Below are 15799 nucleotides of genomic sequence, written 5' to 3' on the forward strand. Positions count from 1 at the left end.
TTTGTTTCAAAACAAAGAAAATTCCCATGTGCTGGCTTTTGTAGTATAATAGTAAACAGACAAAAAGATAGGAATGTGTTATGAAAGTATTAGCTTTTGATACGTCCAGCAAGGCTCTTTCTCTAGCCATTTTAGAGGACAAGCAAGTTCTTGCCGAGATGACGATCAATATCAAGAAAAACCACAGTATTACCCTCATGCCTGCCATTGATTTTTTGATGGCGAGTTTGGACTGGACACCTAAGGATTTGGATCGAATCGTGGTCGCTGAAGGGCCAGGTAGCTACACGGGCTTGCGAATTGCGGTAGCAACTGCCAAGACCTTGGCTCATACCCTGAACATCGAGTTAGTTGGCATGTCTAGTCTCTTGGCTCTGGTACCGCGCCAACAAGAAGGGCTACTTATTCCCCTGATGGATGCGCGTCGCAACAATGTTTATGCAGGATTTTATGAAAATGCCAAACCTGTCATGCCAGAAGCACACCTGTCCTTTGCGGAAGTGCTAGAGAAGGTCAAGGATGCTGAACAGGTGATCTTTGTTGGAGAAGTTGGAGCCTTTGTGGAACAAATCCAAGAACAACTACCACAAGCCAGCTACCAAGAGACCTTGCCAAATGCAGCTAATCTAGCTTTGTGGGCTTGGAACAAGGAAGCAGACTCCTTGCACGACTTTGTGCCAAATTACCTCAAACGTGTTGAAGCCGAGGAAAATTGGCTCAAGAACCACACCGAGTCTGGCGAGTCCTACATTAAACGCCTATGATAGAAATCAAAAGAATCCAAAGACAGCCTGACCTGGCTCAATCTATCTACGCTGTCATGGCAGCTGTTTACTCAGTCAGTCCTTGGACGCTGGAACAAATCCAAGCAGACCTGTCCCAAGACCAGACTTGGTATGCAGTAGCTTATGATGGGACAGAAGTGATTGGCTTTCTAGCCGTGCAGGAGAATCTCTTTGAGGCAGAAGTCCTGCAAATCGCTGTCAAAGGAGCCTATCAGGGTCAGGGAATTGCGTCAGCCTTGTTTGCTCAATTGCCAGTAGATAAGGAAATTTTCCTAGAAGTCAGAAAGTCAAACCAACGAGCGCAAGCATTTTACAAGAAAGAAAAGATGGCGGTCATCGCTGAGCGAAAGGCTTACTATCATGACCCAGTCGAGGACGCCATCATCATGAAGAGAGAAGTAGATGAAGGATAGATATATTTTAGCATTTGAGACATCCTGTGATGAGACCAGTGTCGCCGTACTGAAAAACGACGATGAGCTCTTGTCCAATGTCATTGCGAGTCAAATTGAGAGTCACAAACGTTTTGGAGGTGTAGTGCCAGAAGTGGCCAGTCGTCACCATGTCGAGGTTATTACAGCCTGCATCGAGGAGGCACTGGCAGAAGCGGGAATAACCGAAGAAGACGTGACCGCTGTTGCTGTTACCTACGGACCAGGCTTGGTCGGAGCCTTGCTTGTTGGTTTATCAGCTGCCAAGGCCTTTGCTTGGGCTCATGGACTTCCGCTGATTCCCGTTAACCACATGGCTGGTCACCTCATGGCAGCTCAGAGCGTGGAGCCTTTGGAGTTTCCCTTGCTAGCCCTCTTGGTCAGCGGTGGGCACACGGAGTTGGTCTATGTTTCTGAGGCTGGGGATTATAAGATTGTTGGGGAAACACGGGACGATGCAGTTGGTGAAGCCTATGACAAGGTCGGCCGTGTCATGGGATTGACCTATCCAGCAGGTCGTGAGATTGACGAGTTGGCACATCAGGGGCAGGATATCTATGATTTTCCACGTGCCATGATTAAAGAGGACAATCTGGAGTTTTCCTTCTCAGGGCTGAAGTCTGCCTTTATCAATCTTCACCACAATGCCGAGCAAAAGGGAGAGAGCTTGTCCAAGGAAGACCTGTCAGCATCTTTCCAAGCAGCAGTCATGGACATTCTCATGGCAAAAACCAAGAAGGCCTTAGAAAAATACCCTGTTAAAACTCTAGTCGTAGCCGGTGGCGTGGCTGCCAATAAAGGTCTTAGAGAACGCTTGGCAGCTGAAATCACCGATGTCAAGGTCATCATCCCACCCCTACGCCTTTGTGGAGACAATGCAGGAATGATTGCCTATGCCAGCGTCAGCGAGTGGAACCAAGAAAACTTTGCAGGTTTGGAGTTAAACGCCAAACCAAGCCTCGCCTTTGATACTATAGAATAAAGAGTCAGCTTTGAGCTGGCTTTTTTGCTCGCAGAAATGTCAGAATATTTTGATAAAAATATAAAAATAATGATATAATATATAAAGAATAGGAGGTGGTCAGATGATTGAGAGAATGGAATTGGGAGAATTTTACAAGGAATTGCGGCTGGCGAGAAAGCTCAAGCAGTCAGATGTGGCTTGTGAGGGCCTGACAGCATCCCAGCTATCCAAGTTTGAACTAGGGCAGTCTATGCTGTCTGCGGATAAGCTGATCCTAGCTATCCAAGGGATAAATGTGACCTTCGATGAATTTGGACACAAGCTCAACAACTATCAAGAATCACCACATATGCGATTTGGACGAAAGGTTGTAGATCGCTTTGCCCATCAAGATATGGCTGGCTTAGAGCAACTATTAGAGGAAGTTGAGCAAGAACAGATGGCGAAGACCTATCGTCGTTTGAACGCTATTGTGATTAAAAACGCTATCCATTCTCTGGATAAAAACTATCTGCTAGAAGAGGAGGATAGCGAGTTTTTGACTAGCTATCTCTATGCTATCGAGTCTTGGACCTGGTTTGAACTCTATCTTTTTTGCAATACTATGCCTTTCTTAAGTAATCAAGATCTGATTTTTTTATCCACCTCTTTACTTGAAAAATCCAAGGAATTTAAAGAATTGGCACACAATAGACTGTATATGAAAAGTGGCTTTCTGAATATCATATCAGAGCTCATGGAGCGCAAACTTTTTTCTTATATCCCAATCTTTGAAGCCGAGTTGGAGAGTATGCTCCGACCATACGATGTTTTTGAGAAATTATTGTGGCAGTTTTTAAAGAAATTGAGTATTTTCCTTCAAACTAAGGGAAGCAATCAAAAAGAGATTGAAAACTTTATCCAATCTCTGCAAATATTAGAAAATCCACAATTAACAGCCCTTTTTGAATTGCGTTTGCAGCAATACAAAGAGCTTATTGAGTAGTCCACTATCGCAAATGTGAAATTTCTATGAGAAAAAATGTCAAATATGCGATTTACTAAAATGTAGTGATTGCCGTGTTATACTATCGTTGTAAGTCATTTGAAGCAAATCCTAGGTCGTAGAAGTGGAGTTAGAGCAGGTTTACGCTGGAAATTTCACTATGGCTTGTGTGGGTGAAAATATTGGTTGTGGTGGTAGTGTTTTACCTGCTTGGGGAGGTAGAGGTATTAGTCCCAGACCTTATGGGGCATTTGATTGGTCGAATGGGCTGATTGAAGGACTGTTTGGAAAACGTCGTAACTAACATTTAGGAGAAAAAACTATGAAAAGGGAAGAAATGAAATTTTACCTAGGGACCATTTTGGTACTTATGTCTTATTACTTGATTTTTAATTTAGTAGTGAGATTAGAGTTCATGGATCAATTATCAGATTTTGGATTTTATGGGATTCAAATTTTATTGATAGTAATTGAAGGAATTGCTGCTACTGTGGTTCTTGTTAAGAGTCAATGTTGGAAAGAGTACGGTCGCTTCCAGTTTCGTTGGTCCTATCTGGGTCTCTTCTTTCTTTCCTTTATATTGATGTTTTTGTGGGTAAATATAACGACTCGAATCTTTCCCAACACGCAAAATGGTAGTGCTATAAAAGAAACCGTAGCCAATTTGACGGGAATTAGTTATTTTGTGACACGTATTCTCTACGGCAGTCTTATTGCTCCGATAGTTGAGGAATTAGTTTTCCGTGGACTTCTGATGACAGCCCTATCTAAATTTAAAAAATACTATATTGACGTCATCGTTTCTTCCACACTCTTTAGTCTCATCCATGTTTTACAATATGGATGGGTGTTAACAGACTTCATCGTTTATGCAGGAGCAGGTCTACTACTCTGTATGCTCTTTCGTTATACGCGTTCAATTTATTGGTCAATGGCCCTTCACATCTTGTGGAATACCTTTTTAATCATCGTCAGTTTACTGGTGTTTGGGTATTAGAAAGATGAAATATGAAAAAGATAATCTCACGCTACTACCTTTTTATAGCTATTCTGCTTGTCATTTCTGACCAGTTCTTCATTCGTTTGCTTTTACATAGCGACCTTGCTGCTGGTCTATCTGACTTTGCCTATTATTTGTCGGATATGATGTTGAATTTTCTTGTGGTTCTGCTTGCTATTATTGTTATGGTTTGGTCAGGTAAATGGCAGAAAATTAACAGTCGAAAATTTAGAGGTTCCTATCTTTTTTATTCCTTTTTAGCTCTTCTTGCTTTTGTTGTTTGGAATTTCGTTACCTTTTTTCTTTTCCCACCTACTCGAAATGAAATTTCTTATCAACATGCTGCTCCTACTTTTACAGGAGCTACGGCATTTTTAATGTATTTTTTCTATCCTGTGATTGCAGATCCCATTTCTGAAGAGATGATTTATCGTGGATTGGTGATGATAGCTCTGGAAAAAGGTAAGAAATGGGGTCTGGATGTGCTTGGTTCGGCTGCTTTATTTGGAGTCTTACATATTAGTAACCATGGTTGGGTTTTGACAGACTTTTTCTCATATATGGGTGGCGGTCTCATATTTGCAGTCTTATTTAGAGTGACAAAGTCCATTTATTGGCCTATTGGACTGCACATAGTCTACAATGGCATTGGTCAAATTTTACCGTTGCTGTAATTCTGGGCGCTCAATAATATCGGTCTATCCTTGGGGAAAACTTCCCATTTGAACTCAAAAAGGAGTTGCGATGAAAGTATTTATTCAAAATAGAGATTTTAGGCAATTAACCATCAACCAGTGGATTTCAACGGTGGGGGATACGATTTTTTATCTTGCTTTTTTGAATTATGTGGCAGATGCTTCGTTTGCCCCCTTGGCGATTTTACTCATTACGATTTCAGAGACTGTTCCTCAAGTTCTGCAAATCTTTATGGGAGTTTTGGCTGACTTTCAACACTATCGTGTTCTAAAGTATACGGTTATTAGTTTTGTCAAATTTGTACTTTATTCTATAGTGGCACTTTCGCTTTCAGGGCAGTCCTTTTCCTTATGGCTTGTATTCTTTATTTGTTTGATGAACCTCTTGTCGGATACATTGAGTTACTTTTCAGGAGCCATGCTTACCCCTATTTTTATAAGAATCATTGGGAAAGAACATCTGACAGAAGCCATTGGCTTTAAACAATCAACAGTTAGTTTAGTTCGGACAATCAGTAATATTCTAGGAGGGATTTTACTAGGAATTCTTTCCATTCAGTTCATTTCCTTGCTAAACGCTCTGACGTTTCTGATAGCATTTGTAGGTATTCTCTTCATAAAAAATGATCTTTTGAAAGTTGAAAAAACAATTAGCTATCAAGAAGGTCTTTCTATAAAATCGTTTTGCCAGCATTTGTTCCAATCATCGAAATTGATCTGGAATATGGATAGAGTGATTTTCATTTTGTTTATCGTCTCTATCAGCCAAGCTGTGATCAATGTCACTGTTCCTATTTCGACTCTTTTTTTAAGAATCCAACCGTTTTTGAATTTACAAACCGGTCAATCACTCGCTTTGTTATCAACACTAGAATTGATAGCACTTATTGTCGGAAGTCTTGTAAGTGGCTATCTGAAAAATATGATTTCTATAAAAACAGCTCTCTACGCTTCGGTCGTCATCCAGTTACTCCTTTTAGTAGGATTTGCCACAGTTCATTTTGGCTTGATTCTGCTTTTCAGCTCCTTGGATGCCTTCATCGCAGGTTTACTCTCTCCTAGATTGCAAGAACTCGTCTTTAAACAAATACCTGAGGAGTCAATGGGAGCGGTTCAATCCTCTATTGGTGCTATTACGGTTGTTTTACCAAGTCTATTCACAATCGTTTTCGTAACGATTGCTACAAGTTTTGGGACCCTAGCGGTCAGCTTTATTCTATTGCTATTACTCCTAACCGCATTTGTCATGCTCTTGAATATTCGTGAGAGCATCTAGAGGAGAATTTGTATAATAGGTGTTTGAGACTGGATTGCCAGTCTTTTTATGACGGCCAAAATCAGCAGACTTTTTTCTCTTCTTTGAATATGTTATAATGGTCCGTGCTGTGGCTGTGATGACGAACAGCCGCAATTGGAGAGAATATGAGGTGAAGGATGAAAGAAAAAGGATTTTGGGAAGGTGTTCAGGCGGCCATGCCGACTGCTCTTGGCTATGTCAGCATTGGACTGGCTTGTGGGATTATTGGCGCACCTTATGTGACACCTGTTGAGATGGGCTTGATGAGCCTCTTTGTTTATGCTGGGAGCGCCCAGTTTGCCATGTTGGCACTGATTGCGGTCCAAGCGCCTGTGGCAGCTATTGCTATGACAGTCTTTTTGATCAACTTGCGACTCTTTTTACTGAGCTTGCATGCATCGACTTATTTCCGTCATACTAGTCTCTGGCAAAATATCGGCATGTCCAGTCTCCTGACAGATGAGACCTACGGGGTTTTGATGGGCGAATTAGCCCATACAGACAAGGTCCATCCCATGTGGATGCACGGGAACAATCTCAATAGTTATGTAGCCTGGTTTATTGGGACAGTTGCGGGGACAGCTTTAGGTGGCCTTCTTCCAAATCCTGAGGTCTTTGGCTTAGACTTTGCCCTTGTTGGGATGTTTATCGGGATTTTTACTTCACAATTTCAGATTATGCAAAGACGGGTTCCTGTACGGAATCTGCTGCTGATTCTAGCAGTTGTTGCAGTGTCTTTCTTTTTGCTCTTGACAGTAGTGTCTCAGTCGCTAGCTGTTTTATTTGCAACCTTGCTAGGTTGTACCATGGGGGTGGTCTTAGATGGTCAGTAAGTATATTTTAATGGCAATCCTCTTTTCTGGATTGGTGACTTGGATTCCCCGCATGATTCCCTTCATATTGGTCAAGTATAAGGGCCTGCCAGCTATCGTCGAGCGATTTTTGAAGTTTTTGCCTGTTTCCATTATCTTTGCCTTGATTCTTTCAAGCGTAGTGACAGGTAAAGTTGGTAGCCTTCCTCAAATCAAATGGCTAGACTTTTTAGCAGTCTTTCCAACGGCTTGGGTAGCCTTTCGCTACCGCAATCTAGTGGGTACAGTTCTTTTTGGAGTAGTCTTGGTTGCAGTCTTGCGTCTGGTCTTTTAGTCAGCCATAAGAAAAACCTATCACCGAGATAGAAATCATATAATGGCGAAAAAAAATATTTTCTGTTAAGATAGTACAGTATTCTATTTTGGAGGAAATGACATGAAAAAAATCGTTAAATATTCATCTCTTGCTGCTCTAGGACTTGTTGCCGCAGGTGTACTAGCAGCTTGCTCAGGTGGAGCTAAGAAAGAAGGAGAGGCAGCTGGTAAGAAAGAAATTATCGTTGCAACCAATGCTTCACCAAAACCATTCAACTATGAAGAAAATGGCGAGTTGACTGGTTATGAGATTGAAGTAGTACGTGCTATCTTTAAGGACTCTGACAAATACGATGTCAAGTTTGAAAAGACAGAGTGGTCAGGTGTCTTTGCAGGTCTTGATAGCGACCGTTATCAAATGGCTGTAAATAATATTAGTTATACCAAAGAACGTGCTGAAAAGTACCTTTATGCAGCGCCAACTGCTAAAAACCCTAACGTTCTCGTTGTGAAGAAAGATGATTCTAGCATCAAATCACTTGATGATATCGGAGGCAAGTCTACTGAGGTCGTTCAAGGGACAACATCAGCTAAACAGCTAGAAGATTATAACAAACAACACGCTGACAATCCAACGGTTCTTAACTACACCAAGGCTGATTTCCAACAAATCATGTCTCGTTTGAGCGATGGTCAGTTTGACTACAAGATTTTTGATAAAATCGGTGTTGAAACAGTTATCAAGAACCAAGGTTTGGACAACTTGAAAGTCATTGAACTTCCAAGCGATCAACAACCTTACGTTTACCCACTTCTTGCTAAAGGTCAAGATGAGTTGAAATCATTTGTAGACAAACGTATACAAGAACTCTACAAAGACGGAACTCTTGAAAAATTGTCTAAACAGTTCTTCGGAGATACTTATCTACCAGCAGAAGCTGACATTAAATAGTCGTATGAAATCATCCAGTCTGAGAAAGGCGGATGATTTCTCAATTTTTAGACATATAGTTTCAAACTATATGTCTGCCTATCTAATAACAATTTGCTAAATCAAATAAAGTATGAGATACTATTACGGTATTATTTTTAAAGGAGAAAGAATCATGAAAATTAAAAAATGGCTCGGTGTAGCAGCTCTTGCTACAGTCGCAGGTTTGGCTCTTGCAGCTTGCGGAAATTCAGAAAAGAAAGCAGACAACGAAACAGTTGTCAAAATTGCAACAGTTAACCGTAGCGGTTCTGAAGAAGCACGTTGGGATAAAATCCAAGAATTGGTTGAAAAAGATGGAATTAAATTGGAATTCACAGAGTTCACAGACTATTCACAACCAAACAAGGCAACTGCTGATGGTGAAGTAGATTTGAATGCTTTCCAACACTATAACTTCTTGAACAACTGGAACAAAGAAAACGGGAAAGACCTTGTAGCGATTGCAGATACCTACATCTCACCAATCCGCCTATACTCAGGTAAAAATGGGGAAGAAAACAAGTACACCAAAGTGGAAGAAATCCCAGATAACGGTGAAATCGCCGTACCAAACGATGCAACAAACGAAAGCCGTGCGCTTTACTTGCTTCAATCAGCTGGTTTGATTAAATTGGATGTTTCTGGAACTGTTCTTGCAACAGTTGCGAACATCACAGAAAATCCAAAGAACTTGAAAATTACTGAATTGGACGCTAGTCAAACAGCTCGTTCATTGTCATCAGTTGATGCTGCCGTTGTAAACAATACCTTCGTTACAGAAGCAAAATTGGACTACAAGAAAGCACTCTTCAAAGAACAAGCTGATGAAAATTCAAAACAATGGTACAACATTATCGTTGCGAAAAAAGATTGGGAATCATCATCTAAAGCTGATGCCATCAAGAAAATTATCGCGGCTTACCACACTGATGAAGTGAAAAAAGTTATCGAAGAAACATCAGACGGTTTGGATCAACCAGTTTGGTAATAAGAAACAGGGAGGTGGGAGAGAGAATTCCACCTCTTGCTTTTGTATAGAGCATGGATTGTAAAGAAAACTATAGGTTCATAGAAAGGTAGAGAGAATATGGTTTTTCCTAGCGAACAAGAACAGATTGAAAAATTTGAAAAGGATCATGTAGCCCAGCATTATTTTGAGGTTTTGCGTACCTTGATTTCTAAGAAATCGGTCTTTGCCCAGCAGGTCGGACTTAAGGAAGTTGCCAACTATCTGGGTGAGATTTTCAAGCGTGTAGGGGCTGAAGTGGAGATTGATGAGACTTATACGGCTCCCTTTGTCATGGCGCATTTCAAGAGTTCGCGTCCAGATGCCAAGACCTTGATTTTCTATAACCACTATGACACTGTGCCAGCGGATGGGGATCAGGTCTGGACAGAGGATCCTTTTACGCTTTCGGTCCGCAATGGCTTTATGTATGGACGTGGGGTTGACGACGACAAAGGCCATATCACAGCTCGTTTGAGTGCTCTGAGAAAGTATATGCAGCACCATGATGACCTGCCTGTCAATATCAGCTTTATCATGGAAGGAGCAGAGGAATCCGCTTCCATGGATCTAGATAAGTATTTAGAGAAACACGCAGACAAACTTCGTGGGGCGGACTTGCTAGTCTGGGAACAAGGGACCAAGAACGCCTTGGAACAGCTGGAAATCTCTGGCGGAAACAAGGGGATTGTGACCTTTGATGCCAAGGTAAAAAGTGCCGATGTGGATATTCACTCTAGTTATGGTGGGGTTGTGGAATCAGCTCCATGGTATCTTATCCAGGCTCTAAGTAGTCTACGTGCAGCAGATGGACGTATCTTGGTAGAAGGCTTGTATGAGGATGTTCAAGAGCCAAATGAACGAGAATTGGCCTTGGTAGATACCTACGCTCAACGCAATCCAGGGGAAATCAGCCAGATTTATGGATTGGAATTGCCTCTCTTACAAGAGGACCGTGCAGCCTTTCTAAAACGTTTCTTTTTCGAGCCAGCCCTTAATATTGAAGGGATTCAGTCAGGTTATCAAGGGCAAGGGGTTAAAACGATTTTGCCAGCAGAAGCCAGTGCCAAGTTAGAAGTTCGTTTGGTTCCTGGCTTAGAACCGCATGATGTTCTGGAAAAAATTCGGAAACAGCTAGACAAAAATGGCTTTGATAAGGTAGAATTATACTATACCTTGGGAGAGATGAGTTATCGAAGCGATATGAGCGCGCCGGCCATTCTCAATGTGATCGAGTTGGCCAAGAAATTCTATCCACAGGGCGTTTCAGTCTTGCCGACCACAGCGGGGACAGGACCTATGCATACGGTCTTTGATGCCTTAGAGGTACCCATGGTGGCCTTCGGTCTAGGAAATGCCAATAGCCGAGACCATGGTGGAGATGAAAACGTGCGAATCGCCGATTACTACACCCATATTGAATTAGTAGAGGAGCTGATTAGAAGCTATGAGTAGAGATATTATCAAGTTAGATCAGATCGATGTGACTTTTCACCAAAAGAAGAGAACCATCACAGCGGTCAAGGATGTGACCATTCACATCCAAGAAGGGGATATCTACGGAATTGTTGGATATTCTGGAGCAGGGAAATCAACCCTTGTACGGGTGATTAACCTCTTGCAAAAGCCATCTGCTGGGAAAATTACCATTGATAACGACGTTATTTTTAACGGCAGAGTGACCTTGACAGCAGAGCAGTTGCGTCGTAAACGTCAGGATATCGGAATGATTTTCCAGCATTTCAACCTCATGAGTCAAAAGACAGCGGAGGAAAATGTGGCCTTTGCCCTCAAACACTCTGGACTCAGCAAGGAAGAAAAGAAAGCTAAAGTAGCTAAGTTGTTGGACTTGGTTGGCTTGGCGGATCGTGCTGAAAACTACCCTTCTCAACTATCTGGAGGGCAAAAACAGCGTGTGGCCATTGCGCGTGCCTTAGCCAATGATCCAAAAATCTTGATTTCAGACGAGTCAACGTCTGCCCTTGACCCTAAGACAACCAAGCAGATTTTGGCCTTGTTACAAGATTTGAACCAAAAATTAGGCTTGACGGTTGTTTTGATTACGCATGAAATGCAGATTGTCAAAGACATTGCCAACCGTGTGGCGGTCATGCAGGATGGTCGTTTGATTGAAGAGGGTAGTGTTCTTGAAATCTTCTCAGACCCTAAACAACCTTTGACCCAGGACTTTATCTCTACTGCAACAGGTATTGACGAAGCTATGGTTAAGATTGAGAAGCAAGAAATCGTAGATCACTTGTCTGAGAACAGTATCTTAGTGCAACTCAAGTATGCAGGGGCTTCGACAGACGAACCACTTTTGAATGAATTGTACAAACATTACCAAGTAACGGCTAATATCCTCTATGGAAATATCGAAATTCTCGATGGCACTCCTGTTGGAGAATTGGTGGTGGTCTTGTCAGGTGAAAAAGCAGCGCTAGTAGGTGCTCAAGAAGCCATCCGTCAGGCTGGTGTACAGTTAAAAGTATTGAAGGGAGGACAGTAAAATGACAGAGTTGATTCAAACTTACTTACCAAATGTCTACAAGATGGGCTGGGCTGGTCAGGCAGGCTGGGGAACAGCCATTTACCTAACTCTTTATATGACAGTTCTTTCCTTTATTATCGGAGGGTTCTTGGGGTTGGTAGCAGGTCTTTTCCTTGTCTTGACAGCGCCAGGCGGTGTCTTGGAAAATAAGGTTATCTTTTGGATTTTAGACAAGATTACCTCTATTTTCCGTGCGGTACCATTTATCATCCTCTTGGCAATCATGTCGCCACTCTCTCACTTGATTGTGAAGACGAGCATCGGGCCAAATGCAGCTCTTGTGCCACTTTCATTTGCAGTCTTTGCCTTCTTTGCCCGTCAGGTACAGGTTGTCTTGGCTGAACTAGATGGCGGTGTTATTGAGGCTGCTCAAGCGAGCGGGGCGACCTTCTGGGACATTGTGGGTGTTTACCTATCAGAAGGTTTGCCAGATTTGATTCGTGTGACGACAGTGACCTTGATTTCCCTTGTTGGGGAAACAGCTATGGCCGGTGCGGTTGGTGCTGGTGGTATCGGTAACGTAGCCATTGCCTATGGATTTAATCGTTACAACCACGATGTGACTATCTTGGCAACCATTATTATCATTTTGATTATCTTTACAATCCAGTTCTTGGGAGATTTCTTGACCAAGAAATTGAGTCATAAATAAATGGAAGGAGTTCAACGCGACTCCTTTTTGTTTTCTCACCGAAATGCAAGAAGGATAAAGCTTCTTTTTAGAAATATGCTATAATAAACAAAGGTCCCCAATTAGCAAATCAGAAAGTTTGCTGTAGAAGGGATGATAATGTAAAGGAGTTTGGCTGGTATGAATTATTTCGAGGGGAATGAGTTTTTCCTTCTCTTATTTGTAGTTTTACTGATTGGTTTTGTGGTAAACTTTTTTGAAAAACGTAAAGACTACTATATTTTGGCGCTCTCCCTCTTATTTGCAGGAGCTATCTATGGTAAGAGTCGAGCGATGATTGTCTATTTGCTTGCCTTTATCGTCTACCAGTATTATCTGGTTTTTCTAGCACAGCGGATAGAGGCAAAGTGGCTGAAACCACTGGTTTTCCTTTCCATTCTTCCCTTAGTGATTAATAAAGTCTTTGCCCTGACTTCTCTGCATTTGTTGGCCTTTATTGGCATTTCCTACATGTCCTTTAAAACCATTCAGATCATGCTAGAAATATCAGATGGCTTGATTAAAGAAAAAATCAGTGTAAAAGATTACCTACAGTTTTTGCTCTTTTTCCCGACAGTTAGTGCTGGTCCGATTGATCGGAGTAGGAGATTTTTAAAAGAGATAAACGAGGTCATGCCCCGAAAAGAGTATCTAGAGTTAGCAGGGGACGGTGTGTATCGTATCGTTCTAGGCCTCCTTTACAAGATTGTTTTATCAACCTATGTTTACCAGATGTTACTCGCTCTAAATAATACTGGCACAGTCGTTTACTCAATCAAGTATATGTACCTCTATACCTTGTATCTGTTCTTTGACTTTGCAGGCTATAGTCTAATGGCCGTTGGAAGTAGCAACATTCTAGGTATTCAGACACCGATGAACTTTAACAAACCTTTCTTGAGTGTTGATATCAAGGATTTCTGGACCAGATGGCATATCACCTTGTCGACCTGGTTGAGAGATTTTGTATTTTCAAGAGTATTGATGCAGGTTATCAGGAAAAAATGGTTCAAAAATAGACTACACAATGCAACCTATGCCTATATGGTCAATATGTTGGTCATGGGTTTTTGGCATGGTCTTAGTGTTAGCTACATTGTTTATGGTTTTTACCATGGTGTCTTGATGGCTGGATTTGAAGTGTATCAAAAGAAAAGCAATTTTTATAAGAAAAATAAAAACAAAAACTGGTATAAGCTACTAAGTTGGTTTGTGACCATGCATTTGGTTATGGTTGGTTTCTTTATCTTTTCAGGTGAACCCTATAAAATCTTGCTTACGATTTTAAAGAGATAAGAGATTGAAAAAAAGTCTGCCAGACCGAAGGGATAGGATAAAACGAGATGATTAAATTAAAAGCATTTTTACTATCGCTTGTGCTCGTAATTGCGACGCTTGCCCTTTTAAATGTGACATATGTCAAGAAGATTGATGATTATTATAAAGTCAAGGATAACAGTATTCGTTATAGCACCTCGTATGAAAAATATAAAAGTAGAGATATTTTAACAAGCAATATTACTCCCAATACACTGGTTTTATTGGGGTCATCCGAGTTGGTTGCGACAAAGGATGAAGATTATCATCCCAATAGAATTTTTAATTACAACGATTTCAATATCATGCAGATTGGAACTAGCTATTCTCAAAATATCATTCAAGCCTCTACTTTAGCCTCTATTGAAGGGTCTATGAGTAAGCGAAAAGTGGCTATAGTAGAGTCGGTTCAGTGGTTTGAAAAAGATGGGACTCATCAAGATGCTTTTTTGAATAAGGCTTCTCAGGAACATATTTTCCACATGCTAGATAATGACAAGATTAGTAAGGAAACGAAAGAAAAACTGATCAATCGCATTATTGAGATTACCAAGGGGAACAAGCAACAAAATGACATCTACAAAAAATACAAAAGTTATTTCATAGATGGAAAAGGAACCATTGTTGATAAAAAACTATTAGAGTTAGATAACGCGATGTATTCCTTTAAGCTCAAACGAAAATTTTATGAAAATCATGAGAAATCAGATTATCCCTCATCAGGAGACAAAACCCCAGACTATGATTGGCAGAAGATGACGGATCAGTTTGTGGAAGAGGTCAAAAAGAAAACAGATAATAATGACTATGCTGTTGATAATAACTACTACAATACTTACTTAAAAGATCGCTATGCATCACTGAAAGATTCTAATAAAGATTTGAGTTATCTGGAGTCACCGGAGTATTCAGATATGGAACTTTTCTTGACAGTTGCTAAGGAATTGGGCATTGAAGTTGAGGTTATTATTTTCCCGGTAAACGGGAAATGGAACGACTACACAGGAGTCTCAAGAGAAATGCGAGAAAAAACTTATAAAAAAATAGAAGATGTCGCAAAAAGCCATGGTGCAACCGTATTAAACTATGGAAACAGAGAGTATGATGATTACTTTTTATTTGACGTGATGCACGTTGGAGTGAAAGGATGGATGGAAGTTGAAAAAGAACTTTACAAATTTGCAAACCAAGCTAACTAACACACATCGTTTAATCTTGTGGACACTATTTTTCTATACGGTTATCTTGAGCATCGTGATTTACTGTTTTGTGACCGATTTTTCGAATATTCAAGAATTTATCTATAGTGAATTCTAAGATTGTATACAAAAAGGCCCTGGAACTAGGCATTGCTAGTCTTCAGGGCTTTTAGCTTATAGTTTATCGGCAATTTTTTGACTTAGAAATTGCCCAATCAAAGCACCCATCAAGGCGCCTAGGAGGATACTTACAACAAAGAGAAGGATTTTGTCCAACTCTGGAGCGACCATGATACGGTCAATGTATTCTTGGGATTTCCCACGCGCAAGTAAGGTAGCCACGTAAGCTTTGGGACGGATCCACATGAGGAAGATAGGACCACTTGTGCTAAAAGCAAAAACGAGGAAGGATAGGGTGTTTTTGATTCGATCTTTATAGTTGCCGAGACGAGCGATGGCATCTGCTGCAAGACCACAGGCGAGTCCTGGGAGAAAGGCACCAGCGCCATGCTTGCTAGCTAGGAAGAAAAGTGCCATAAAAAGTCCTAGAGTTGTAATAGCGCCAAAACGAGGGACCTTCGTCAAAAGAAGCATGTAGACACTGCCACCGACAAGGGCAGAAAAGGCAGGCGCGTAGAACATATTGCCTGTCTGGTCGACCAGGTGTCCTAGGAAGACTCCAATCCCCACACAGAGAAAGTAGAGGACGGCGGCTAAGAGGGTGGTTAAGATATTTTTCTTCATGAGAATCTCCTTGATGCGAATTAACAAAACCAATTGTATCACGCTTTTTGAGGAT

17 protein-coding genes are annotated in these 15799 nt (G+C 41.2%); 16 read left to right on the forward strand and 1 reads right to left on the reverse strand.

Features of this window, described 5'->3' with window-relative positions; genetic code table 11:
* The first annotated feature begins 80 nt into the window (after nt 1–80).
* From tsaB to dltD, 16 genes are all read left to right on the forward strand, one after another.
* The gene (gene tsaB, locus ATE37_RS03090) at nt 81–764 is read left to right on the forward strand and encodes a tRNA (adenosine(37)-N6)-threonylcarbamoyltransferase complex dimerization subunit type 1 TsaB (RefSeq protein WP_084867721.1); all 684 of its coding nucleotides are present in this window, start codon (nt 81–83) and stop codon (nt 762–764) included.
* Nucleotides 761–1198 carry a ribosomal protein S18-alanine N-acetyltransferase gene (rimI, locus tag ATE37_RS03095; RefSeq protein WP_084867723.1) on the forward strand — a complete coding sequence of 146 codons (438 nt, stop codon included), beginning with the start codon at nt 761–763 and terminating at the stop codon, nt 1196–1198. Before tsaB ends, rimI begins: the two co-directional genes overlap by 4 nt.
* Nucleotides 1188–2198 carry a tRNA (adenosine(37)-N6)-threonylcarbamoyltransferase complex transferase subunit TsaD gene (gene tsaD / locus ATE37_RS03100; protein ID WP_084867724.1) on the forward strand — a complete coding sequence of 337 codons (1011 nt, stop codon included), beginning with the start codon at nt 1188–1190 and terminating at the stop codon, nt 2196–2198. The genes rimI and tsaD overlap by 11 nt, the downstream gene beginning before the upstream one ends.
* A 103-nt stretch (nt 2199–2301) precedes the next feature.
* Nucleotides 2302–3165 carry an Rgg/GadR/MutR family transcriptional regulator gene (locus ATE37_RS03105; RefSeq protein WP_084867726.1) on the forward strand — a complete coding sequence of 288 codons (864 nt, stop codon included), beginning with the start codon at nt 2302–2304 and terminating at the stop codon, nt 3163–3165.
* 322 nt (nt 3166–3487) lie between these two features.
* Nucleotides 3488–4162, forward strand: coding sequence for a CPBP family intramembrane glutamic endopeptidase (locus tag ATE37_RS03110; protein ID WP_084867728.1), 675 nt, complete (start codon nt 3488–3490; stop codon nt 4160–4162).
* A gap of 11 nt (nt 4163–4173) precedes the next feature.
* Nucleotides 4174–4839, forward strand: coding sequence for a CPBP family intramembrane glutamic endopeptidase (locus tag ATE37_RS03115; protein WP_084867729.1), 666 nt, complete (start codon nt 4174–4176; stop codon nt 4837–4839).
* Between the two features lie 70 nt (nt 4840–4909).
* Nucleotides 4910–6136: an MFS transporter gene (locus tag ATE37_RS03120; RefSeq protein ID WP_084867731.1), complete on the forward strand. Its 1227-nt coding sequence runs from the start codon at nt 4910–4912 to the stop codon at nt 6134–6136.
* A 158-nt stretch (nt 6137–6294) separates the two neighbouring features.
* Nucleotides 6295–6990, forward strand: coding sequence for an AzlC family ABC transporter permease (locus ATE37_RS03125; RefSeq protein WP_000659752.1), 696 nt, complete (start codon nt 6295–6297; stop codon nt 6988–6990).
* Nucleotides 6980–7303, forward strand: a complete 324-nt coding sequence (locus ATE37_RS03130) for an AzlD domain-containing protein (RefSeq protein ID WP_000253908.1) — start codon at nt 6980–6982, stop codon at nt 7301–7303. Before ATE37_RS03125 ends, ATE37_RS03130 begins: the two co-directional genes overlap by 11 nt.
* Before the next feature lie 102 nt (nt 7304–7405).
* A complete protein-coding gene (locus tag ATE37_RS03135; protein WP_084867733.1) occupies nt 7406–8236 on the forward strand; it encodes an amino acid ABC transporter substrate-binding protein in 831 nt (276 codons plus the stop codon).
* Between the two features lie 154 nt (nt 8237–8390).
* Nucleotides 8391–9245, forward strand: a complete 855-nt coding sequence (locus ATE37_RS03140; protein WP_084867734.1) for a MetQ/NlpA family ABC transporter substrate-binding protein — start codon at nt 8391–8393, stop codon at nt 9243–9245.
* 99 nt (nt 9246–9344) lie between these two features.
* Complete coding sequence (locus tag ATE37_RS03145) at nt 9345–10718, forward strand: M20 family metallopeptidase (protein ID WP_084867735.1); 1374 nt, start codon at nt 9345–9347, stop codon at nt 10716–10718.
* The gene (locus ATE37_RS03150; RefSeq protein WP_084867737.1) at nt 10711–11772 is read left to right on the forward strand and encodes a methionine ABC transporter ATP-binding protein; all 1062 of its coding nucleotides are present in this window, start codon (nt 10711–10713) and stop codon (nt 11770–11772) included. The genes ATE37_RS03145 and ATE37_RS03150 overlap by 8 nt, the downstream gene beginning before the upstream one ends.
* 1 nt (nt 11773) lies before the next feature.
* Complete coding sequence (locus ATE37_RS03155) at nt 11774–12466, forward strand: methionine ABC transporter permease (RefSeq protein WP_000137507.1); 693 nt, start codon at nt 11774–11776, stop codon at nt 12464–12466.
* 159 nt (nt 12467–12625) lie between these two features.
* Entirely contained in the window at nt 12626–13780 is a 1155-nt protein-coding gene (gene dltB / locus ATE37_RS03160; protein ID WP_084867738.1) for a D-alanyl-lipoteichoic acid biosynthesis protein DltB, read from the forward strand.
* A gap of 47 nt (nt 13781–13827) precedes the next feature.
* Nucleotides 13828–15000, forward strand: a complete 1173-nt coding sequence (gene dltD, locus ATE37_RS03165) for a D-alanyl-lipoteichoic acid biosynthesis protein DltD (protein WP_084867740.1) — start codon at nt 13828–13830, stop codon at nt 14998–15000.
* A gap of 174 nt (nt 15001–15174) precedes the next feature.
* On the opposite strand, the gene ATE37_RS03170 is transcribed toward dltD, so the two are convergent.
* Nucleotides 15175–15744, reverse strand: coding sequence for an MptD family putative ECF transporter S component (locus tag ATE37_RS03170; RefSeq protein ID WP_084867741.1), 570 nt, complete (start codon nt 15742–15744; stop codon nt 15175–15177).
* Between the last annotated feature and the right edge of the window lie 55 nt (nt 15745–15799).

Source organism: Streptococcus oralis subsp. tigurinus (assembly GCF_002093575.1).
GTDB classification, from domain to species: domain Bacteria; phylum Bacillota; class Bacilli; order Lactobacillales; family Streptococcaceae; genus Streptococcus; species Streptococcus oralis_CH.

Bases quoted from the DNA above. Each gene is read 5' to 3' on its own strand.
- ATE37_RS03150 (WP_084867737.1), top strand. From the start codon at position 10,711: ATGAGTAGAGATATTATCAAGTTAGATCAGATCGATGTGACTTTTCAC.
- ATE37_RS03130 (WP_000253908.1), top strand. From the start codon at position 6,980: ATGGTCAGTAAGTATATTTTAATGGCAATCCTCTTTTCTGGATTGGTG.
- ATE37_RS03120 (WP_084867731.1), top strand. From the start codon at position 4,910: ATGAAAGTATTTATTCAAAATAGAGATTTTAGGCAATTAACCATCAAC.
- tsaB (WP_084867721.1), top strand. From the start codon at position 81: ATGAAAGTATTAGCTTTTGATACGTCCAGCAAGGCTCTTTCTCTAGCC.
- ATE37_RS03125 (WP_000659752.1), top strand. From the start codon at position 6,295: ATGAAAGAAAAAGGATTTTGGGAAGGTGTTCAGGCGGCCATGCCGACT.
- ATE37_RS03170 (WP_084867741.1), bottom strand. From the start codon at position 15,744: ATGAAGAAAAATATCTTAACCACCCTCTTAGCCGCCGTCCTCTACTTT.
- ATE37_RS03145 (WP_084867735.1), top strand. From the start codon at position 9,345: ATGGTTTTTCCTAGCGAACAAGAACAGATTGAAAAATTTGAAAAGGAT.
- dltB (WP_084867738.1), top strand. From the start codon at position 12,626: ATGAATTATTTCGAGGGGAATGAGTTTTTCCTTCTCTTATTTGTAGTT.
- ATE37_RS03155 (WP_000137507.1), top strand. From the start codon at position 11,774: ATGACAGAGTTGATTCAAACTTACTTACCAAATGTCTACAAGATGGGC.
- rimI (WP_084867723.1), top strand. From the start codon at position 761: ATGATAGAAATCAAAAGAATCCAAAGACAGCCTGACCTGGCTCAATCT.
- ATE37_RS03105 (WP_084867726.1), top strand. From the start codon at position 2,302: ATGATTGAGAGAATGGAATTGGGAGAATTTTACAAGGAATTGCGGCTG.
- ATE37_RS03135 (WP_084867733.1), top strand. From the start codon at position 7,406: ATGAAAAAAATCGTTAAATATTCATCTCTTGCTGCTCTAGGACTTGTT.
- tsaD (WP_084867724.1), top strand. From the start codon at position 1,188: ATGAAGGATAGATATATTTTAGCATTTGAGACATCCTGTGATGAGACC.
- dltD (WP_084867740.1), top strand. From the start codon at position 13,828: ATGATTAAATTAAAAGCATTTTTACTATCGCTTGTGCTCGTAATTGCG.
- ATE37_RS03115 (WP_084867729.1), top strand. From the start codon at position 4,174: ATGAAAAAGATAATCTCACGCTACTACCTTTTTATAGCTATTCTGCTT.
- ATE37_RS03140 (WP_084867734.1), top strand. From the start codon at position 8,391: ATGAAAATTAAAAAATGGCTCGGTGTAGCAGCTCTTGCTACAGTCGCA.
- ATE37_RS03110 (WP_084867728.1), top strand. From the start codon at position 3,488: ATGAAAAGGGAAGAAATGAAATTTTACCTAGGGACCATTTTGGTACTT.